The following is an 18190-nucleotide window of genomic DNA, read 5'->3' on the forward strand; positions in this document are numbered from 1 at the left end:
CCCACGCGAGATGCTTCGACTTCGCTCAGCATGACGTTCTTTAGACCAATCAACTTTAAGACCATGCCCACCGTCCCCGCCGATTCTCCGCAAGCCGCCGCCTTTCGCCGTCAGGTACTCAACCCGCTGAAGCTGCGACTCTTTCTGCTGCAAAAGCTGCCCATGGCTTGGCTGGCGGGCCTGCGCCTTACGGCGCTCACGCCGGAGGCAGCCACCGTCACCATCCGCTACAAATACCTCACGCAAAACCCGTTTCGCAGCATCTACTTTGCCTGCCTAGCGATGGCAGCCGAGTTGGCCAGCGGCATTCAGGCCATGATGCACGTGCAGGCCGGCGGGCCGGTTTCGATGCTGGTGGTGAGCATCCAGGGCGATTTTACCAAAAAAGCCGTGGGCCTGATTTCCTTCACCTGTCCCGACGGGCCACGCATTGCCCAGGCCGTGGCCGAAAGCCGCGCCACCGGCGAAGGCCGCACCGTGGAATGCACCAGTACCGGCACCGACGAAGCCGGCGACGTGGTGGCCGTGTTCCGGCTCACTTGGTCGTTTAGGGCGAAGAAGTAGGGTTTCTTTTGATGAAACGTGGTTTAGCCCAAGAGTTTCCACAGCGAAAAAACAATCAGCGCTAATAAGCAAACTCCACCGATGAGACCTTTTGCAAAGTCTTGTCGGTGAAGTTTTCTGCGGTACGTTTCGGCCTTCTGTTGCGGCAGGAAATAGCCACGCCAAGCATTATCTGGCTGGGAAAGCGCCCATATTTCTCCGCAGGCTGGGCATCGGTATAATTGCTCAGTATCTGAATCGTTTGGGGCTTTGAACGGCAGATGCTGCCAGGGGAATAATTTCTGTTGCGCAAGTTTCTCATGCAGCACAGCTTCAAAAACAGCGAATTCCCAATAAGAGGGAAATGTTGTCAATTCTTGCTGAAAACATTCGGGGCACATGGTTTCACGCTTACTCCCGTTCCGACGGAATCACGTCCACCAGCCCGTCCTCGCTCACCACAATGGCGATGCACGGATACTCCGAGCTCTCCACGTAGCGCAGGGCCGAGTTGTAGCGGGCGCCACGAGCGCCATCGCCCCGGCCGGAGGCGCGGCCGTCCAGAATGACGCCGATAGAGTAGCAGTAGCCCTCCGGGTCGAGCAGTACGGCGCCGTCGATGCTGGTGACGAGCTGGGTGATGAGCGGCGTGAGCGGCACCGGCTCGATGAGCGTGCACTGCAGCTTGAGGCGGTCGGCTTCGGCCAGCGCCTCGGTGGTGATGACGAGCAGCGTGCCGTGCTTCTGGCGGCTGGCTTCAAGCACCACGTCCCAGAGGCGTTCCACCTTGGCCGGGTCGGTGAGGGCGAAGGTGCGCTTGAGGGCCTTGCGGAAACCGGTGCGGTTGAGGCGCGTGTGGGGCAGGCCGGGCAGGCCGTAGTGCGAGCGTAGCAGCACCTGGCCGGCGTGCTGCAACTCCCAGGCGTAGTGCGTCACGAAGCTGATGATAAACAGGTCTTCGCGCTCGGCATCGTAGGGGCCCACCTGGCGGCCCAGGGCGTACACGCTGTCGCCGTCGGCCAGCAGGTGCACGTCGGGCGTGGTCATCTCCAGCAGTTTGCGCACAGCGCGGTAGTCGGTGAGGGCCGTGGGGCAGGTGAGGGCGAATATTTCCTCCAGGTTGGGGTGGCCGCGGCGGGCCAGCAGCAGCTTGCCCACGCCCTCGGCGCCCTCGTAGCGCAGGCTGCTGATGGTGTTGCAGGTGCTGAAGAGCTGCGTCATGGCCGGGTCGAGGCCCAGGGCTTGCGCGGGCGTGTCCATCAGGGCCTTGCCGGCGCTACGCAGCAATTCCTCACTCTCGCGGGGCCGCACGAAAAAGCCCAGGCCGGCCGCCACGTCCTTCAGCGCCTTCACGGTTTCGTCGTTGAAGCGGTACATGGCCGCCACCAGCAGCGACGGCGCCAGCGGCCGGCCGCTGGTATAGAAGCGGTGGGGCCGCAGCGACGGATAGGCCCGCAGCGGTTTTCGCTGCAGGCGCAGCACCGTCACCACGTAGTGGCCGTGCATCTCCACGGGCCAGCCGGCAAAATGCTGGTGCGGCGCGTGCTCGTCCAGCTGGTCCAGGGTTTCCTGCACGGCATCGCGGATGCCCAGCACCTCGTGCTTGCGGCGCACCATGTCGGCGGGCACGTCGTCGCTCTCCACGTAGGGCCGGGGCGCGGTGAGCTGAATGACCTTGCCGCGCGCCACGGCCCCGTCGAACGGCTCGCTGGGCAGGCCGCAATCTTCGGGCTCCAGGCAGCGGGCGCACTGCGTGGGGTCAGTGGGCAGGGCCAGCAGCAGCACAAAGGGCTTCAGGTCGTCGTCGAGAAAATCGAAGAGGTCATTCGCCAGGGCCTGGGTGGCTTGGTGGTAGCGGATTTGATGGGCCCAAAGCAGGGTGGGAGAGGTGGCGAGGATGAGGGAGGGAATCATATAGCGCTATAACAAACGGCTGGCAAAAACCTCCCACATCCACTATGCCCACGCGGGGCGCAAGGAAATTTCGCATTGCCCGGGCCAAGCGAAACCTGCCGCTCCCGAACGCCGCAACGCGGAGGCCTACAACTGAAACAAGACGGGCAACAGCATCTTTTGCTTTATCGGTTTGCCCTGAAACATGGCGGGCTCCCACTTGGGCGCGGCTTTGATAAGGCGCAGGGCTTCCTCATCCAGGCCCGAGCCCATCTTGCGGGCCACGCGCACGTCGGTGAGGCTGCCGTCGGGCTGCACCATGAACTCGACCATCACCTTGCCCTGAATCTTACGCTGTTTGGCCAGCAAAGGGTACTTCTGGTTTTTCTCAATCCAGTCGAAAAAGGCCTGGGTGCCGCCCACGGGCTGGGTGGGGCGGTCGGGGGCCACCACAGGGCGCACGTTGGGGTTGGCCGAGGCCGCGATGTCGGCGGCCGGGGTGAGGATGGGCCGCTCCTTACCGGCCGTGCCCACGGTGATGGTGCTGCCCGGCGACATCACAAACGACACGGGCACCACCACGCGCTGGCGCACGATTTCGTTGCGGTGGTGGCGGGCCGGCGTCCACTTAGGGGCGCTTTTGATGAGGCGAATGGCCTCGGCATCCAGCTCCGGCGAGAGCGGGGTTTCTACTTTTACATCGTTCACGGTGCCGGTTTTTTCCACAATGAAGCTCACCTTCACCGTGCCCTGAATGCCCTTTTGCATGGCGCTGGCGGGGTATTTCTGGTGGTCGGCCAGAAACTGGGCGTAGCGCTCGGTGCCGCCAATGGGCACGGCTGGCTGGGCCACCGAGTCGTACACGGTGCCGCTGGAGGGCTTGGGCGGCATCTTGAGCTTCTGGGCCTGGGCGCCAAAGCCAATGGAACAAGCGAGCAGTAGAAGGAACCGGGTTTTCATGGGAGCAGCGGAATAAATTCGACGGGGTTGGATGCAAATTACGGCATGGAGAACACCGCTCACTGAAAAAACCTTGCCAGCCGGAGCCGCCAAATAAGCCGACGTGCGGCCCGGCGTTTTACTTTCGCCCCGTCGCACCTCATTTTACTTCCCGCATGGCCAAGTCCCCCACCACCTCCCGCGCCCCCGAGCCCGTTGGCGCCTACCCCTACACCCGCCGCGTGGGCAACCTGCTATTTCTGTCGGGCGTGGGCCCGCGGCAGCGCGGCCAGAACGGCATTCCCGGCGTCGAGGTCGACGAGGACGGCAACGTGCTGCAATACGACTTCGAGAGCCAGTGCCACGCCGTGTTTCAGAACGTGCGCTACATCCTGGAAGAAGCTGGCGCCAAGTGGGACGACCTGGTGGACGTCACCGTGTTTCTCACCAACATGAAGGACGACTTTCCGGTGTACAACCGCCTCTACGCCGAGTACTTCGCCACGGCCCAGCCCTGCCGCACCACCCTCGAAATCAATTGCCTGCCCACGCCCATTGCCATCGAGCTGAAGTGCATTGCGGCTTTGTCGCATTAATCAGGCTTTGACGGGACGGAGCGCAACCGCCGCGCTGCTTTTCCGGTTAAGAGGCGAATGTACATTCGTAAAAACCTCCGGTGGAACGTAGTTTGGCACCTTACCTGGCGCAGCCTGCTCATCTTCATCGTCTACAATACCCTGGTCTGCTTGCTCTACGGGCCGCTCAACGTGCACGTGCTCGACATTCCGTGGCAGCCCGTGGCGCTGCTGGGCACGGCTGTGGCGTTCTACATCGGCTTTAAAAGCAACGGCTCCTACGACCGGTTCTGGGAAGGCCGGCAGCTGTGGGGCAGCATCGTGAACACCAGCCGGGTCTGGGCCATTCGGGTGTTCGATTTCGTGCACCCCGAAGGCAACGCCGACCCCGACGCCCAGCCCGAGCTGGCTGCCCTGCACCGCCGCCTGGCCTACCGGCAAGTGGCGTGGTGCAACGCCCTGCGCCTGCACCTGCGCCGCCAGACTGCCGAGCTGTGGGACACCGAAGTAGCGCCCTTCCTGCCCGCCGCCGAGGCTGCCCAAGCCAAAGCCCTTAGCAACCCGCCCACCCACCTGCTGCGCCGCCAAAGCGTCGAGCTGCGCGAGCTGGCCGAGCGCGGCCTGCTCACCGAGTTTCGCCAGGTGGCCCTCATGCAAACCATTCAGGACTTGTTCAACGCGCAGGGCGGCTGCGAGCGCATCAAAAACACGCCATTTCCGCGGCAGTTCGCGTTTTTCAGCTTCGCATTTGTCTGGATATTCGCCGCCATTCTGCCGCTGGGCCTGGTAGAGGAGTTCGACCACCGCGTGGCCCTGGGCCAGTACCACGTGTGGCTGATGGTGCCGTTTTCGACGCTGGTTTCGTGGGTGTTCAACGTCATCGAAGTGGTGGGCCACACCAGCGAAAACCCCTTCGAAAACGACATCTACGACGTGCCCATGACGACCATCTGCCGCAGCATCGAAATCGACATCCGCGAGCTGCTGCAGGAAACCGAACTGCCCCCCAAGATTGAAGCCGTGGACGACGTGCTGTATTAAGGTCGTCGGTCGGATAAGAACTTAAAATTAAAAAGGGCCGTCATGCTGAGCGCAGTCGAAGCATCTCTACCGCAAGAGTAAATAATTACTTGTGAGGTAAAGATGCTTTGACTGCGCTCAGCATGACGGCCCTTTTTGCGTCAGCTTCTATAGTCTATTTCACCACTTCCACCCAGCTCTTGTATTCCTGGCGGCGGCCGGCGCAGTCGGCGTATTCTACCTGATAGTAATACATGCCGGCGCTGTTGTCTTCGGCCTTCCAGCCCTTGGCGGCGTCGTAGCCTTCGTACACCTTGCGGCCCCAGCGGTTGAACACGCGGATGTGATAGCCCGACACGTCGCTGATGGTGAGCTTCAGCTCGTCGTTTTTAGTGTCGCCGTTGGGCGTAAGCACGTTAGGGAAGACGGGCAGCGCGTCGCTTTTCACGGTGAGGCTGGCCGTGGCCGTAGCCTGGCAGGCACCGCTGCTGGTGTAGGTCACGGTGTAGTTGCCGGCCGAGGAGTTGCCCAGGTCAATGGCGCCCGTGCTGGGGTTGAGCGACAGCCCGGCCGTGCTCGTGAACGTGCCACCCTGCGGCGAGAAGGTGGGCGCGCCGGTGGTGCCCACGCGGCAGAACGACGAACCGGGGTAAGCCAACGCAGCCACCGTGCGCACCAGCGTGATGGACGTGGTGCCCACGGCCTGGCAGGAGTTCGGAATGGTGTACGTCACCGTATAGGTGCCCGGCGTGGAGGCCGTCAGGTTCACGGCGCCGGTGGTGGCGTTGAGCACCAGGCCCGTGGTGCTCGTGAACGTGCCGCCCGTGGGGGTGAAGGACGTGGGCAAAGCCGTTTGGACGGGGCCGGTGGCCAGCCCCTGGCAGAAGGGGCCCGGTGCGTAGGCCACCGTGGCCACGCTGGGCGGCACGGTCACGCTCACCGCCGTCGAGTTGCTCGACTGCAGGCGGCAGGTCACCACGGCCCGGTACTGGGTCGATACGGTAGGGTTGGCGGTATAGATGGCCGTGGTGGCGCCCGAAATGTTGGCGAACGTGGTGCCGCCGTCCGTCGAGACCTGCCACTGGTAGGTGATGCCGCCCGTATTCGACGCGCCCACCAAGCCCAGCCCAACCGGCTGGCCGGGGCATACGCTGGTGGCGCTGGCAATGGCCGTGCCACCCAGCGGCACGCCCAGGCAGTTGGAACCCAGGCTGATGCCCATCACGTTGAGCACCGGGTCGGTGGACGTTTTCGTCACGCTCACGCTTTGCACCGACCGGCTGTAGTTCGCCACGCTCAGCGTCAGGCGCACTTCGTAGATGCGCGGGTCGTTGGCCGGGTTGTCAATCACGTCGTCGGGCCGGTTCACGCGGCTGCCCACGATGATGGCCGGCGTAATGGTGCCGCCGAACCAGTCGGGCACCACGATGTTGTTGAACGTCTGGCTGGTGCCATCGGTGAAAGTCACGACGAACGTTTTACCGACGGTGCTGCCGTTGCCCTCGGTAGCCAGTACCATCACCTCGCTGCATGGCTGCGGGTTGGTGAGGGTGAGCGTGCCCGAACTGGCGCCGTCGATGCGCAGCGAGTTGTTGCCATTGAAGGGGCCCATCTGGTAGGTGAGGCCCGGCGTGCTGATGCTGGTGATGAGGCCCGACTGCGGCAAGCCGCGGGTGGGGCGCTGGCCGGCGGGGTTCTGGTAATTGGTGGTGGCAAAGCACCAGCGCACCGCGGAGTTGCCGCGGTCCACGGTGTTGGTGGTTTGGCTGGCCACCGTGCCGGGGCCCCCGGTGGCGGTGCCTTCGGCCACCACGTCGGCGGTGTAGCCGGTCACGGCTGCGGGTACGTACACGGTTTGCGCCCGGGCGGTGCGCAATGCCCCCGGACTCAGCAGCGCGAGCAAGAGGGCCAGATGCGTAATTTTTGTTCTCATTGGGTGATGAGGGGGTGAAAAAATGAAGGGGTGGTGAAGAAAGAGAGGTAAAAAGTCGCTTACTGCGGGCAAATTAGCCACAATAAACGTTTAAGCAGCGACAATTTTCATGCCCGCATTCAGATTCGGCGATGGCAAGGCCTGCGAAAGAGACAGATTTTTTTGCGCCCCCCCGGGTTTCGTGCGGCGTTATGCCCTTCAGGCTTGGGAAACCCCGTTTCTGGCCGTCTGCCGGCTGAGCGTCACTTATCGCCGCCCTTCAGCCAAGCGTAGCAAGGAAGCGCATCTTTTCCTGCCGCCCGGCCCGATTGGGCCCGCGCATCCGGCGCCGGCGCCGCGCCGTGGCCTGGTCGTGCGTTCGGGCGGGAACCTTGCACCGGCAAATTGCTCGGGATGGGGCCGGAGCGAAAAGGAAAGCGTGCGCCACCGTTTTCAGTCGCGCTACTTCGGTGCGAATACTTGCCTATTTTTGACAATGAACCACCTCTTCCAACTGCTCCGCCCGCCGCTGCGGCCCAGGTTGCTGCTGTACCTGCTGCTGCTGGAGTGCCTGTGGGGCGGCTGCAAGCAGCCTTCGCCCGAGCCGCCGGCATCGGAAGCCAATATCAGCCCGCTGCCCGCGCTGTCGGCCCGCGATGCGGTGCTGTACGAGGTATTCGTGCCCGATTTCAGCGCGGCCGGCACTTTTGACGGGATGCTGCCGCGGCTCGATTCCTTACAAAAGCTGGGCGTGAACACGCTCTGGCTGATGCCGCTGCATCCCACGCATAACTCGCCCTACGCCGTGGACGACTACGGCGCCGTGAACCGCGAGCTGGGCGACCTGGCCGCCTTTGACCGGCTTGTGGCCGCTGCCCACCAGCGCGGCTTGCGCGTGTTGCTCGACTGGGTGGCCAACCACACCTCGTACTACCACCCCTGGGTTCAGCAGCACCCCGACTGGTACACCCGCGACGCCAACGGCCAAATCGTGCACCCCAACCCGCAGTGGACTGACGTGGCCGACCTCAACTACAACCGCCCGGAACTGCGCCAGGCCATGACGGCCGCCATGAAAACCTGGGTGACTGGGCACGCCATCGACGGCTTCCGCTGCGACGCGGCCGACCTCGTGCCCGACGACTACTGGCAGGCGGCCATCGCGGAGCTGCGCCAGGCCAACCCCAACCTGTTTTTTCTCGCCGAAGGCAGCCAGACCAGCCACTACGCCGCCGGCTTCCAGCTCACCTTCGGCTGGGATTTCTATAATGCCCTGCAACGCGTGGTCATCAACCAGGCCCCGACGGCCACGCTGGCCGCCGCCCACGCCGCCGAGCTGCAGAACGTGCCCGCCGGCAGCTACCGCCTGCGCTTCACCACCAACCACGACGAGGTGCAGCAGGGCACGCCGGCCGCGCGCTTCGGCAGCGAAGCCGCCGCCCGCGCCGCCTATGTGGCCACGCTGGCCTTCGGGGCCGCGCCGCTCCTCTACAACGGCCAGGAGGCCGGCGACCCGGCCCAGCTCAACAGCCCCACCCGCACGCCCATTCGCTGGAATAACGACCCCACGGCGGGCCCTTTCTACCGCGGTTTGCTGCGCGTATACAACGACCAGCCGGCCCTGCGCTACGGCTTGGTTGAGTATTTCGACCAGGCACCCGGCGCCGTGGTAGTGCGCCACCGCTTGGGCGCGCAGGAAGTGCTGGTGCTGGTGAACCTGCGCAGCAGCGCCGTTTCGGTGCCGCTGCCTGCCGTGTCGCAAGGCGCGGCCTGGACCAATTCGCTGACCAGAACGGCTGTGGGCAGCCCCGCCGCCGTGCCGCTGGCCGCCTACGGCTACGCGGTGTGGCAGCGCTGAAACGGGCAGATGCATAAGCCCCGCCGGGCAACTGCGGCGGGCGGCGTGCGTAGTTTTGGGGTAATGAAAGCCTTGTTGACCACCCGAGGAAAAAGCTGGATTGGCCGTAGCAGCGTGGCGCTGGCGCTGATGACGGCGCTGCCCGCCTGCCAGGCCGACCAGCAACGCCTCGCCCAGCTCGAAGCCGTCCAGCAGCAGCAGGCCCGCGAGCTGGCCACCCTGCGCCAGCAACTGGCCGAAAAAGAAGAAGAAGTGGCCCAGCTCGAAACCTGCGTCGATGACCTGGAAAGCGCCGTGTATGAGGACGAGGGCGACTCCGCCGCCTATGACGACGAGGACGGCCGGCCGAACACGACGACGCTTTGAGTTAAGAGTTTCATAAACGGTCATGCTGAGCGCAGTCGAAGCATCTCTGCCGCAGCAGTAAATCCGGTCGATTGGGTTAGTTGCGCGGTAGAGATGCTTCGACTGCGCTCAGCATGACCGTTCTGCTAACTTTTAACTGGAATAACCCATTTGCCCCGGCTTCCCGTTTATTCGCAGCCAGTCCGCCGCTTCTCCGAATGAACACCTACTCCCGCCGCCTTCGCTATTTTTTTTCCGGGCAGCACTTTTCCGATGGGGTCCGCACCACGGTGGCCATCCTGCTGCCGGCGCTGCTGCTGGCCCAGTGGGGGCATTTTGACCTTGGCCTCACCGTCTCGACCGGCGCCGTGTGCGTGAGCGTGACCGACACGCCCGGCCCGGCCGCGCACCGCCGCAACGGCATGCTGGCCGCCCTGGCCATGGTGCTCGTCACGTCGCTGCTCACCAGCGTGGCGGCCACCAGCGTGTGGCTGCTGGGGCTCGAAGTGGGCGTGCTCAGCTTCGGCTGCACCATGCTGCTGGTGTGGGGGGCGCGGGCCGGGGCGGTGGGCACCGCCGGCCTGCTCAACGTAGTGCTGATGCTGGCCCACCCGCCCACCCTGGCCCAGGCGCTGCCCCACGCGGGCCTGCTGCTGCTGGGCGGCCTCTGGTACGCGGGGCTGGCCATGGTGACGTATCAGGTGCGGCCCTACCGGCCGGCGCAGCAGGCGCTGGGCGAATGCATTCACGCCGTGGCCCGTTTTCTGGAGCTGAAAGCCAAGTTCTACAACCCGGCCACAGCCCTCGACTCCGACTACCGCGAGCTGGTGGCCCAGCAGGTGGTGGTGAACGAAAAGCAGGAGGCCGTGCGCGACATCCTGTTCCGCACCCGCCAGATTGTGAACGAAACCACCAGCACCGGCCGCCGCCTGGTGCTCACCTTCGTCGAAACCGTGGACATGTACGAGCGGGTAACGGCTGGCTACTACGACTACGCCGCCGTGCGCGACAGCTTCGGCCGCAGCGGGGTACTGCCCTACATCTCCACCCTCATCCGCCACATCGCCACCGAACTCGACCACCTCGGCGTCGCCATTCAGGCCAACCGCCCCTACGACGGCGTCGGCCCCGACCTCAGCGACGAGTGGATGCGCCTGCAAGCCCGCATCAGCGCCCTCGACACCGACGCCGAAGGCAATACGCGGGTGCTGAAGAAAATATTGGTCAACCTGCGCGACATCATCCGGCGCGTGGGCAACATCCGGCGCTATTTCGACGAGAGCCTGGCGCCCGCCAACGTGCCCAGCCGCGCCGCCGAGCACACCCGCTTCGTGGCCCACCAGGAAATCGAAGCCCAGGCCCTGAGCCAGAATTTTACGCTCAAATCGGGCGTGTTTCGCCACTCCGTGCGCATGACGCTGGCCTGCCTCGTGGCCTTCGCCATCGCCGAAGGCCTCTGGCACGGCCAGCACAACTACTGGATTCTGATGACCGTGACCATCATGCTCAAGCCCGGCTTCAGCCTCACGCGCCAGCGCAACCAAGAGCGCATCATCGGCACGCTGGCGGGCGGGGCGCTGGGGGCCGCCATTCTGTGGCTGGTGCCCTGGACGGAGGTGCGTTTCGGCGTGCTGGTGGTGTTTATGATAATGGCCTACAGCTTTCAGCGCACGGTGTACCTGGCCACGGTCATTTTCCTCACAGCTTACCTGCTCATCATGTTCAGTTTCCTGGGGCTGAGTTATATCGGCGTGGCCGAGGAGCGCATCACCGACACGCTTATTGGCTGCGCCATTGCGTTTTCGGCGGGCTATTTCCTGTTTCCCAGTTGGGAATCGGAGCAGCTGACCGACTACATGGCCGCCGCCCTGCGCGCTAACCTGGCCTACCTGCGCCAGCTGGCCAACCGTCTGGCCGGCCGCCCGCTGCCGCCCCACGAGTACCGCCTGCTGCGCAAGAATGTGTACGTGAGCGAGGCCAACCTGGCGGCGGCCTTCCAGCGCATGCTCACCGAGCCCAAAAGCAAGCAGCACCACCCCACCGAAACCCACGAATTCGTGGTGCTGAACCACATTCTCTCGTCCAACATCGCCGCCCTCACCGGTACCCTGCGCGAGGCCGCGCCCGCCGTGCCGCCCTTTGCCGCCGAGGGCCGCCGCGCCCTCAACAGCGCCGCCACCGCCCTCCAGAAAAGCCTGAGTTGCATCGCGCCCGCCGCCACCGAGCCCAGCCCCGAGCTGCCGCCCACCGCGCCCGACGTGCCCGCCGATGCCGATGACAAATCACTGCTGGAGCAACTGACATTTCTGCAGAAGGTGAGCGGGGATATCGGGAAGATTACGGAGGTGCTGGTGAAGTAGTCACCTGTCCTTGCAATGGCAGACGGGCCCAACCTCCCCTCAGCACGGCAAGCTCACCACCACCCGCGTGCCCACTGCCGGCGTTTCGATGCGGACGGTGCCGCCCAGGTAGGCGGCGCGGGTGCGCACGCCGCGCAGGCCGATGCCGGTGGTGGGGGAGTCCTCGCCGCGCCCGAAGCCGCGGCCATCGTCCTGCACGCACAGCTCCAGGGCGGCCAGCCGGCGGCGCAGCTGCACCTGCACATGATGGGCCTGGGCGTGGCGCACGGCGTTGTTGAGCAGCTCGGCCACAATGCGGTAGGCGGCCGATTGCACGGCGGAAGGCAGGTTGTCCAACTCACCTTCGAACTGAGTCGTCACGTGCGGCGTCCCGTTCAGGTTGAAGGCGTCGCAAAGGGCTGCCAGGGAGGTACTGAGCCGGTTGGTGCCCGGCGCGGTGGGCAGCAGCGCGTGGCTGAGCTGGCGCACCTGCCCGTAGAGCTGGCCCAGAATTTCCTCCGTCAGCAGGCCGATGGTGGCGGCGTTGGGGGCGGCGGCTAGGGCGTCGCGCACGGCGTTGCTTTGCCAGGCCATGTGCAGTGCGGCCAGGTTGGGGCCGAGGGCGTCGTGCAGCTCGCGGGCCAGCTGCTCGCGCTCGGCATCCTGAGCGGCAATGAGGCGGGCGCCTTCGTCGTTGCGCTGCTGCAGGCGGCGGATGCGCAGCTGGGCATTCTGGCGCAGCGTGTGGCGGAAGCGGCCGGTAAGCAGCGCACTCAGCACCAAAAGCTCAGCGAAGAGCCCCCAGGCCAGTGTGTTGGGATAAACGGGGTTGAAGCTCGACAGGCCCAGATGATTCAGCCAAAACACGCCGTAGCCCACAAAAAAGAACAGGTACGTCAGCGCATAGTAGGCTGCCAGCCGTTGCCGGTGCCGCGTCAGAAAGGCCGAAATCAGCGTCACCCAGCCGTAGCCGAACACCAGCACCATCAGCAGCTCGCGGCCCCAGTTCAGGGCTTCTACCAGCGGCAGGCTGTGGCGCACGGCCCATGGAAACAGCGCCGCATACCCGGCCACCAGCACCACGGCCGCGCCCGCCAGCCAGATGCCGGTTTGGTGGAGCCGGCGCCGCTGCGGCAGCCTTAAAAACAGCAGCATGATGCGAATGCCCGCCGCCCCGGCCAGAATCATAAAATTATACTGGCCCACCGACCACAGCAGCTGGTAGAGCCACGTGGGCAGCAGCATGGCATCCAAGCCGTCTTCCATCATCAAAAACAGCGTCACGGCCACCACGTAGGCCACGTACCACAGATGAATCCGGTCGCGCAGAAAAGCAAACAGCACCAGGTTGAACAAGGCGCTGCTCAGGTAAAAACCCAGCAGCCACACCCAGTGCCGCTCAAACGGAAAGCCCATTTCCCAAGCCAGAAAGTGCTCGGCCGTTTCGATGTACGTGGGCAGATAAACGCCGCCGGTATGCACGTCAATCCGCAGCAGCAGCACGGCCGACTCGCCGGCCCCCAGCTCGAACGGGAAGCTGAGCGAGCGGGCCGGAAACTGCCGCTCGGCCGCCGGCACCCACGAGCTGGCGGCACCCAGGTGGGCAAACGTCGTTTCGCCCGCGCGCCGGCAATACAGGGCGGCGCTGTCGGCAAAGTTGAAAATGCTCCACAGATAGCGCAGGCGCCGAGCCTCCGTGTTGCGCACCGGCAGGCGCAGCCACACGCGCTGGTGCATCAGGCCCAGGTTCAGGGTTTTGTGCCAGGGGCCGGGGCGGAAGCGGCCGGCGCGCCACTGGGCTTCGGCATGCTCCGGGTCGGGCGCCGGGCCGAAGGGCTCGGTGTAGTAGCGGTAGGCTTCGGAAACGTGGGCGCCTTTGGGGTCTTTTAGCAGCAGGGTGTCGCGGAAGGGATGCGACGGTTCTGCGGCATGCGCTTGCCCACCTATCAGCCTAACCAGCGTTAATACCGCGAATAGAAAAAAGCGCATAGGCGAATAGTCAAGCACATTAGTGCCGGCAAGTAACTATTATTCCATTAAAAACTCACTTTTTATAATGTAAAAATCCAGCAGCTCACCAGCCGGAATTCGGGCGGTGAGCTGCTGGATTTATGGGTTAGTGCTCTATGGAGCCGGTTATTTCGATGCCTGCCCCCCAGGCTTCAGCGTGCGGCCTAGCCAGTCGAAAAACACCCGCTGCCACAGGATGGCGTTCTGCGGCTTCAGCACCCAGTGGCCCTCGTTGGGCAGGTACAGAAAGCGGCTCGGGATGCCGCGCAACTGCGCCGTGCCAAACGCCTCCATGGCCTGCCCCTCCGGTACCCGGAAATCCTTGCCGCCCGTGATGACCAGAATGGGTGTGTCCCATTTGCCCACAAACTGCTGGGGGTTAAACTCCTGGTACGACTTGTTGGGCGTAGCATCCCAGGGCGCGCCGCCCATGTCGTGCTTGGCAAAGAACATTTCCTCGGTGCTGGGGTACCAGCTGGTGAGGTTGAAGAGGCCGTCGTGGGCGATGAAGGTCTTGAAGCGGCCCTCGTGGTGGCCGGCCAGGTAGTACACCGAGTAGCCGCCGTAGGAGGCGCCCACGCAGCCGCGCCGGTCCTTATCCACGTATGGTTCCTTGCTCACGTCATCAATCGCCGAGAGGTAGTCCCGAATGGGCTGGCCGCCCCAGTCGCCCGAAATGGCGTCGTTCCACTCGCGGCCGAAGCCGGGCAGCCCGCGCCGGTTGGGCGCCACCACAATGTAGCCGTTGGCCGCCATCAGCTGGAAATTCCAGCGGTAGCTCTGGCTCTGGGTGATAGGGCTTTGCGGCCCGCCCTGGCAGTAGAGCAGTGTGGGATATTTCTTGCTGGCGTCGAAATCGGGCGGGTAAACGACGTACACCTGCATCTGCTTGCCGTCGGTGGTGGCCACGCGGCGGTCTTCCACCTTGCCCATTTTGATGCCGGCCAGCTCCTGCTGGTTGATGGTGGTGAGCGGCGTTTCCTTGCCGGTTTTCAGGTCGAGCCGCACGATATCGGCAAACGATGAAAGCGTGGTGCGGTTGGCCACCGCCTGGTCGCGGCCCACCAATTCAAACGCGTTGTAATTCTGCGCGCCATTGGTAATCTGGCGGATTTTACCGCCCTTACTGGGCACCGAAAACAGCTGCTCGGCGCCCGTCACCACGGCCACGAAGTAGATGGTTTTTCCATCGGCGCTCCAGCGCAAGTTGGCCGCGCTCAGCTCCGAGCCTTTGGTGATGTCGACGCGCTTTTTGCTGGCGAAATCGTACACCATGATGCCGTTGCGGTCCGACTCGAAGCCGGGCGTGGCCATGCTCAGCCAGGCCACCTGCTTGCCATCGGGCGAGAAAGCGGGCTCGGTGTCGTAGCCGCCCAAGCCCTCGCTCAGATTCACGGTTTGGGCGTTATGGATGTCGTAGAGGTAGATGTCGGAGTTCGTGCTTTCGGCCTCGGCCTTGCCCGTGAGCTTGCGGCTGGTGTAGGCAATGCGGTAGCCATCGGGCGAAAACGCCAGCTGCTCCGAGCCGCCGTCGGGCATCAGCGGCGAGTCGAATTTCTCGCCGGGCATCAGGTCCTTGCCGTAGCCTTCGGGCTTGCCATCGGCCCCGATGGGCTGGAAGAAGACGTGGCTGGCGAGGTGGTCGTCCCACACGTTCCAGTGACGGTAGTTCAGGTCGTCAATGACTTTGGCGTCGGCCTTGGGCAGGTCCGGAAACAGGTCCAGCGTGCTCGGGCTCGACTTCACGTCCTGCGTGTAGAGGATGAAATTGGCCTTCGGCGCGTATTTCAGGTTGCTCAGGCCCTGGTCGGGGAAGTCGCTGAGCCTGGTTTTGCCGGAGCCGTCGGCACTCATCACGTAGAGCTGGTCGGTGCCGCCTTCGCCTGAGATGAACGTGAGCTTGCCATCGGGCCGCCAGTTCAGGGTGTTTTCGGAGCCGGGCGTGTCGGTGAGCTTCTTCGGCTGCCCGCTGGCCACGGGCACCGTCCAGATGTCGGCGTTGCCTTTGTTGTCGGCCACGCTGTATTTGGTCACGGTGTAGGCCACGGTTTTGCCGTCGGGCGACACCTGCATTTCGCCCAGGCGGCCCAGCTGCCAGAGCTTTTCGGGCGTGAGCACGGTGGACGGTGGGGGAGGGGTTTGGGCGGCCGCCGCGAGTGGGAGCAAAGCCAGCGCGCCAAGAAAGAGCTTGTTCATGCCCGAAAATTACGGACGGCCACCGCATCGCCGCCAAGAGAGGTGTGGCATAAAGTATATAAATTTTTACTATTTATAGATTAAGTTTATGCTGAACTCTTTTCTCTGGACTCACCATGCACACAATGACTTTCCGTTTACTGGTGGCTGCCGGCCTGTTTATGTCCGCGCTGGCGGCCCGGGCGCAGCAGCCCGCCAGCCCCGCGCCCGCCAAGCGCAGCCTGCCGCCCATTCCCGGCCTCGGGCCCGAGCCGGTGCTGCCCGCCAACCCCACCGCCGCCCAGCTAGCCGAGCACAAGCGCCTGCTGGCCGAGCGAACCCGCATTCGCTGGAACTACATCCTCACCGATTCGCTGATGCGCGCGCGCACCCTCAACGAAAAGCCCAATGCGCTGCTGGTCGAAACCGTGCAGGGCTTGGAGCCCGGCACGGCCCTCGACGCCGACATGGGCGAGGGCCGCAATGCCATCTACCTGGCCCAGATGGGCTGGCAGGTGACGGGCGTCGACGTGGCCGAAAAAGCCCTGGCTTACGCCCAGGCCCGGGCCAAAAAGCTGGGCGTGCCCCTCACCACCGAAGTGGCCGACATGGCCAAATACGACTGGGGTACCAACAAATGGGACCTCATCGTGCTGAGCTACGCCGGTGGCCGCGACTATGCCGCCCACGTGAAAAAAGCCCTAAAACCCGGCGGCATCGTGGTGCTAGAAGCCTTCCACATGGATGCCACCGAGAAAATACAGGTGGTGGACGGCGACTACCGCGTCTTCTTCAAAACCGACGAACTGCCAAAACTTTACCAGGCCGCCGGCCTCAAAATCGTGCGCTACGAAGAACCCATCGGCACCGCCGATTTCACCAAGCAGCAACTTCGGCTGGTAAAAATGGTGGCCCAGAAACCCCAGTAGCCGATGCCGAAGAATGAGAACGTCATGTCGAGCTTGCCTCTGTCATCCTGAGCGGAGCGAAGGACCTTATCACGTTCGCATTAGCTGAGTTACTGCCAAATGTTCTTCGGTGAGAAGGTCTTTCGCTCCGCTCAGGATAACAGAAGGCGCACTCGAAATGTCTCGGCAAGCTCGACATGACCGGCTAAACCCTACAACCCTTTCAATGCAAAAAAGGAAGGCCCGCCAACTCAGTTGGCGAGCCTTGCTTCTGTGGGGAAACAGCCACTTGCGGGCGCATAAGCGCCGGAAAAGTTACTTGCTGGCCTTTTTACGGCCCGAGCCGCCGGGAAGTTTCCCGCCGCCGTCTTGTTTGTTCACCGTGGCCCAGGCGCGGGCCTCGGCTTCTTCTTCCGACAGGCCCTTCTTCTCGTAGCTTTCTTCGATGTGCTCGGCCTGGCGCTTCTGCTTGTCGGTGTATTTCGACTTATCTCCCTGTGACATGGCGGTGATGGACTGAAAGGTGGAAAGGAAACGGCCCGCAGCGCCGGGCCACGCGGGTTTTTACGAAGGCCGCCGGTGAGGAGTTAGGTGGAGCTTACTATCTTCGTCCCGGTTCTGGCCATTCTAAAATCAATTCATGCGCCACGTCGCCGACATTCCGCACCCCGCCGTCAAAATCACGCTGCTGGCCTGGAACGGCAAGTTTCTGCTGAAGCTGGAGCAAGGCAACCTCGAGCAAACCTATAAAGTGGCCGAGCTCGACCTGCTCACCGGCTCCGACGCCGAAGCCCGCGAGTTGCTCGACGACGAGTTTCTGGCCGCCGCCATTGCCCGCTTCCAAGCCATGCGCGCCGACCTGCAGGCCGCCTTCGACCGCCACGAGCTGCGCTAGTTGCGCCGCCCCTCACCCCACCTTTCCCATGCAAAAAATCCATCTCCTCCTGCTACTCCTGGCCGGCTGGCTGGCGCCCGCCCTCGCCACGGCCCAGCTCTACGACGTGCGCCCTGGCGAGGTGAACTACAACAAGAAAGCCCGCCCCGCCCTCAAGGTGCAGGTCGATGGCAGGGCCACCGACGTGCGCGAATTCCTGCAGGATTGGATGAAATCGAGCTACAACGTAAAATTCAAAACCGGCGGTGTGCTGGGCATGGGCAAAAGCGACGTGCTGATGGCCAAGCAAACGCCCGCCAGCACGGTTTCGGGCAAGCTTGTCGACCTTTATGCCACCATCGTAGCCCCGTCCGATTCGGTGTCGGAAGTCATGATTTTCGGTGGGTTTGATGACAATACCTTCTTCGACCCCAGCAGCACCAAAACCGAGTACGAAGCCCTGCGCGCCATGACGCAAAACTTCGCGGGCGCCGTACGCCTCAAGGCCTACCGCGACATGATTGCCGAAGCCGAGAAGAAGCTCAAAGCCACCGAAAAGGAAAAAGAGCGCCTCGAGAAAGAGCAGGCCGCCCTCAAAAGCAACACCGAAGCCAACTTGGCCCGCATCGAAGAGTTGAAGAAAAAGAACATCGAAAACCTGGTGCAGGCCCGCGCCGACTCCGCGGCCCAAATCAAAAACAAGGTGCTGCTCGACGACAGCCGCCTACGCCTGCAGCGCCGCCGCGACCGCCTCTCGGCCCTCGACCGCAAAAACTAGCCCCGCCCCCGGCCGTATTCA

At 63.6% G+C, this 18190-nt stretch carries 16 protein-coding genes; 9 read left to right on the forward strand and 7 right to left on the reverse strand.

What is annotated here, in order from left to right; translation table 11 throughout:
* Nucleotides 1-63: 63 nt before the first annotated feature.
* Complete coding sequence (locus Q4S41_RS03160) at nucleotides 64-564, forward strand: PaaI family thioesterase (protein ID WP_305029645.1); 501 nt, start codon at nucleotides 64-66, stop codon at nucleotides 562-564.
* 23 nt (nucleotides 565-587) lie between these two features.
* Here the strand turns inward: Q4S41_RS03160 and Q4S41_RS03165 are convergent, their stop codons facing one another.
* The 3 genes from Q4S41_RS03165 to Q4S41_RS03175 form a co-directional block, all read right to left on the reverse strand.
* Nucleotides 588-917 (reverse strand): hypothetical protein, encoded by a 330-nt coding sequence (locus Q4S41_RS03165; RefSeq protein WP_305029646.1) that lies wholly within the window; start codon nucleotides 915-917, stop codon nucleotides 588-590.
* A 37-nt stretch (nucleotides 918-954) separates the two neighbouring features.
* Nucleotides 955-2457 carry a DNA integrity scanning protein DisA nucleotide-binding domain protein gene (locus Q4S41_RS03170; RefSeq protein WP_305029647.1) on the reverse strand — a complete coding sequence of 501 codons (1503 nt, stop codon included), beginning with the start codon at nucleotides 2455-2457 and terminating at the stop codon, nucleotides 955-957.
* A gap of 126 nt (nucleotides 2458-2583) precedes the next feature.
* The gene (locus Q4S41_RS03175) at nucleotides 2584-3396 is read right to left on the reverse strand and encodes an energy transducer TonB (RefSeq protein WP_305029648.1); all 813 of its coding nucleotides are present in this window, start codon (nucleotides 3394-3396) and stop codon (nucleotides 2584-2586) included.
* Between the two features lie 155 nt (nucleotides 3397-3551).
* On the opposite strand from Q4S41_RS03175, the gene Q4S41_RS03180 reads away from it, so the two are divergent.
* Together Q4S41_RS03180 and Q4S41_RS03185 are read left to right on the forward strand one after the other, a co-directional pair.
* Nucleotides 3552-3971 (forward strand): RidA family protein, encoded by a 420-nt coding sequence (locus Q4S41_RS03180; protein ID WP_305029649.1) that lies wholly within the window; start codon nucleotides 3552-3554, stop codon nucleotides 3969-3971.
* A 57-nt stretch (nucleotides 3972-4028) separates the two neighbouring features.
* The gene (locus Q4S41_RS03185; RefSeq protein WP_305029650.1) at nucleotides 4029-4991 is read left to right on the forward strand and encodes a bestrophin family protein; all 963 of its coding nucleotides are present in this window, start codon (nucleotides 4029-4031) and stop codon (nucleotides 4989-4991) included.
* Between the two features lie 154 nt (nucleotides 4992-5145).
* Here the strand turns inward: Q4S41_RS03185 and Q4S41_RS03190 are convergent, their stop codons facing one another.
* Nucleotides 5146-6903, reverse strand: coding sequence for a T9SS type B sorting domain-containing protein (locus Q4S41_RS03190; protein WP_305029651.1), 1758 nt, complete (start codon nucleotides 6901-6903; stop codon nucleotides 5146-5148).
* A 475-nt stretch (nucleotides 6904-7378) separates the two neighbouring features.
* On the opposite strand from Q4S41_RS03190, the gene Q4S41_RS03195 reads away from it, so the two are divergent.
* The 3 genes from Q4S41_RS03195 (at nucleotide 7379) to Q4S41_RS03205 (ending at nucleotide 11445) form a co-directional block, all read left to right on the forward strand.
* Nucleotides 7379-8740, forward strand: a complete 1362-nt coding sequence (locus tag Q4S41_RS03195; RefSeq protein ID WP_305029652.1) for an alpha-amylase family glycosyl hydrolase — start codon at nucleotides 7379-7381, stop codon at nucleotides 8738-8740.
* Nucleotides 8741-8803: 63 nt separating this feature from the next.
* On the forward strand, nucleotides 8804-9106 hold the full coding sequence (locus Q4S41_RS03200; RefSeq protein WP_305029653.1) for a hypothetical protein: 303 nt from the start codon (nucleotides 8804-8806) through the stop codon (nucleotides 9104-9106).
* 197 nt (nucleotides 9107-9303) lie between these two features.
* Nucleotides 9304-11445, forward strand: a complete 2142-nt coding sequence (locus Q4S41_RS03205; RefSeq protein WP_305029654.1) for an FUSC family membrane protein — start codon at nucleotides 9304-9306, stop codon at nucleotides 11443-11445.
* A gap of 39 nt (nucleotides 11446-11484) precedes the next feature.
* On the opposite strand, the gene Q4S41_RS03210 is transcribed toward Q4S41_RS03205, so the two are convergent.
* Both Q4S41_RS03210 and Q4S41_RS03215 read right to left on the reverse strand, forming a co-directional pair.
* Entirely contained in the window at nucleotides 11485-13413 is a 1929-nt protein-coding gene (locus Q4S41_RS03210) for a sensor histidine kinase (RefSeq protein ID WP_305029655.1), read from the reverse strand.
* Between the two features lie 147 nt (nucleotides 13414-13560).
* Nucleotides 13561-15630 carry a S9 family peptidase gene (locus Q4S41_RS03215; RefSeq protein WP_305029656.1) on the reverse strand — a complete coding sequence of 690 codons (2070 nt, stop codon included), beginning with the start codon at nucleotides 15628-15630 and terminating at the stop codon, nucleotides 13561-13563.
* Nucleotides 15631-15755: 125 nt separating this feature from the next.
* On the opposite strand from Q4S41_RS03215, the gene Q4S41_RS03220 reads away from it, so the two are divergent.
* A complete protein-coding gene (locus Q4S41_RS03220) occupies nucleotides 15756-16538 on the forward strand; it encodes a class I SAM-dependent methyltransferase (RefSeq protein ID WP_305029657.1) in 783 nt (260 codons plus the stop codon).
* A gap of 294 nt (nucleotides 16539-16832) precedes the next feature.
* On the opposite strand, the gene Q4S41_RS03225 is transcribed toward Q4S41_RS03220, so the two are convergent.
* Nucleotides 16833-17021 (reverse strand): hypothetical protein, encoded by a 189-nt coding sequence (locus tag Q4S41_RS03225; RefSeq protein ID WP_305029658.1) that lies wholly within the window; start codon nucleotides 17019-17021, stop codon nucleotides 16833-16835.
* 136 nt (nucleotides 17022-17157) lie between these two features.
* Between Q4S41_RS03225 and Q4S41_RS03230 the strand changes: the two genes are divergently transcribed.
* A complete protein-coding gene (locus tag Q4S41_RS03230; RefSeq protein ID WP_305009593.1) occupies nucleotides 17158-17412 on the forward strand; it encodes a hypothetical protein in 255 nt (84 codons plus the stop codon).
* A gap of 28 nt (nucleotides 17413-17440) precedes the next feature.
* A complete protein-coding gene (locus Q4S41_RS03235) occupies nucleotides 17441-18169 on the forward strand; it encodes a hypothetical protein (RefSeq protein WP_305029659.1) in 729 nt (242 codons plus the stop codon).
* Nucleotides 18170-18190 lie beyond the last annotated feature (21 nt).

The organism is Hymenobacter convexus, from assembly GCF_030580955.1.
Classification (GTDB): Bacteria; Bacteroidota; Bacteroidia; order Cytophagales; family Hymenobacteraceae; genus Hymenobacter.

Excerpts from the sequence above, each read along its gene's own strand:
- Q4S41_RS03160 (WP_305029645.1), top strand. The coding sequence starts at position 64 with ATGCCCACCGTCCCCGCCGATTCTCCGCAAGCCGCCGCCTTTCGCCGT.
- Q4S41_RS03170 (WP_305029647.1), bottom strand. The coding sequence starts at position 2,457 with ATGATTCCCTCCCTCATCCTCGCCACCTCTCCCACCCTGCTTTGGGCC.
- Q4S41_RS03175 (WP_305029648.1), bottom strand. The coding sequence starts at position 3,396 with ATGAAAACCCGGTTCCTTCTACTGCTCGCTTGTTCCATTGGCTTTGGC.
- Q4S41_RS03180 (WP_305029649.1), top strand. The coding sequence starts at position 3,552 with ATGGCCAAGTCCCCCACCACCTCCCGCGCCCCCGAGCCCGTTGGCGCC.
- Q4S41_RS03185 (WP_305029650.1), top strand. The coding sequence starts at position 4,029 with ATGTACATTCGTAAAAACCTCCGGTGGAACGTAGTTTGGCACCTTACC.
- Q4S41_RS03190 (WP_305029651.1), bottom strand. The coding sequence starts at position 6,903 with ATGAGAACAAAAATTACGCATCTGGCCCTCTTGCTCGCGCTGCTGAGT.
- Q4S41_RS03195 (WP_305029652.1), top strand. The coding sequence starts at position 7,379 with ATGAACCACCTCTTCCAACTGCTCCGCCCGCCGCTGCGGCCCAGGTTG.
- Q4S41_RS03200 (WP_305029653.1), top strand. The coding sequence starts at position 8,804 with ATGAAAGCCTTGTTGACCACCCGAGGAAAAAGCTGGATTGGCCGTAGC.
- Q4S41_RS03205 (WP_305029654.1), top strand. The coding sequence starts at position 9,304 with ATGAACACCTACTCCCGCCGCCTTCGCTATTTTTTTTCCGGGCAGCAC.
- Q4S41_RS03210 (WP_305029655.1), bottom strand. The coding sequence starts at position 13,413 with ATGCGCTTTTTTCTATTCGCGGTATTAACGCTGGTTAGGCTGATAGGT.
- Q4S41_RS03215 (WP_305029656.1), bottom strand. The coding sequence starts at position 15,630 with ATGAACAAGCTCTTTCTTGGCGCGCTGGCTTTGCTCCCACTCGCGGCG.
- Q4S41_RS03220 (WP_305029657.1), top strand. The coding sequence starts at position 15,756 with ATGACTTTCCGTTTACTGGTGGCTGCCGGCCTGTTTATGTCCGCGCTG.
- Q4S41_RS03225 (WP_305029658.1), bottom strand. The coding sequence starts at position 17,021 with ATGTCACAGGGAGATAAGTCGAAATACACCGACAAGCAGAAGCGCCAG.
- Q4S41_RS03230 (WP_305009593.1), top strand. The coding sequence starts at position 17,158 with ATGCGCCACGTCGCCGACATTCCGCACCCCGCCGTCAAAATCACGCTG.
- Q4S41_RS03235 (WP_305029659.1), top strand. The coding sequence starts at position 17,441 with ATGCAAAAAATCCATCTCCTCCTGCTACTCCTGGCCGGCTGGCTGGCG.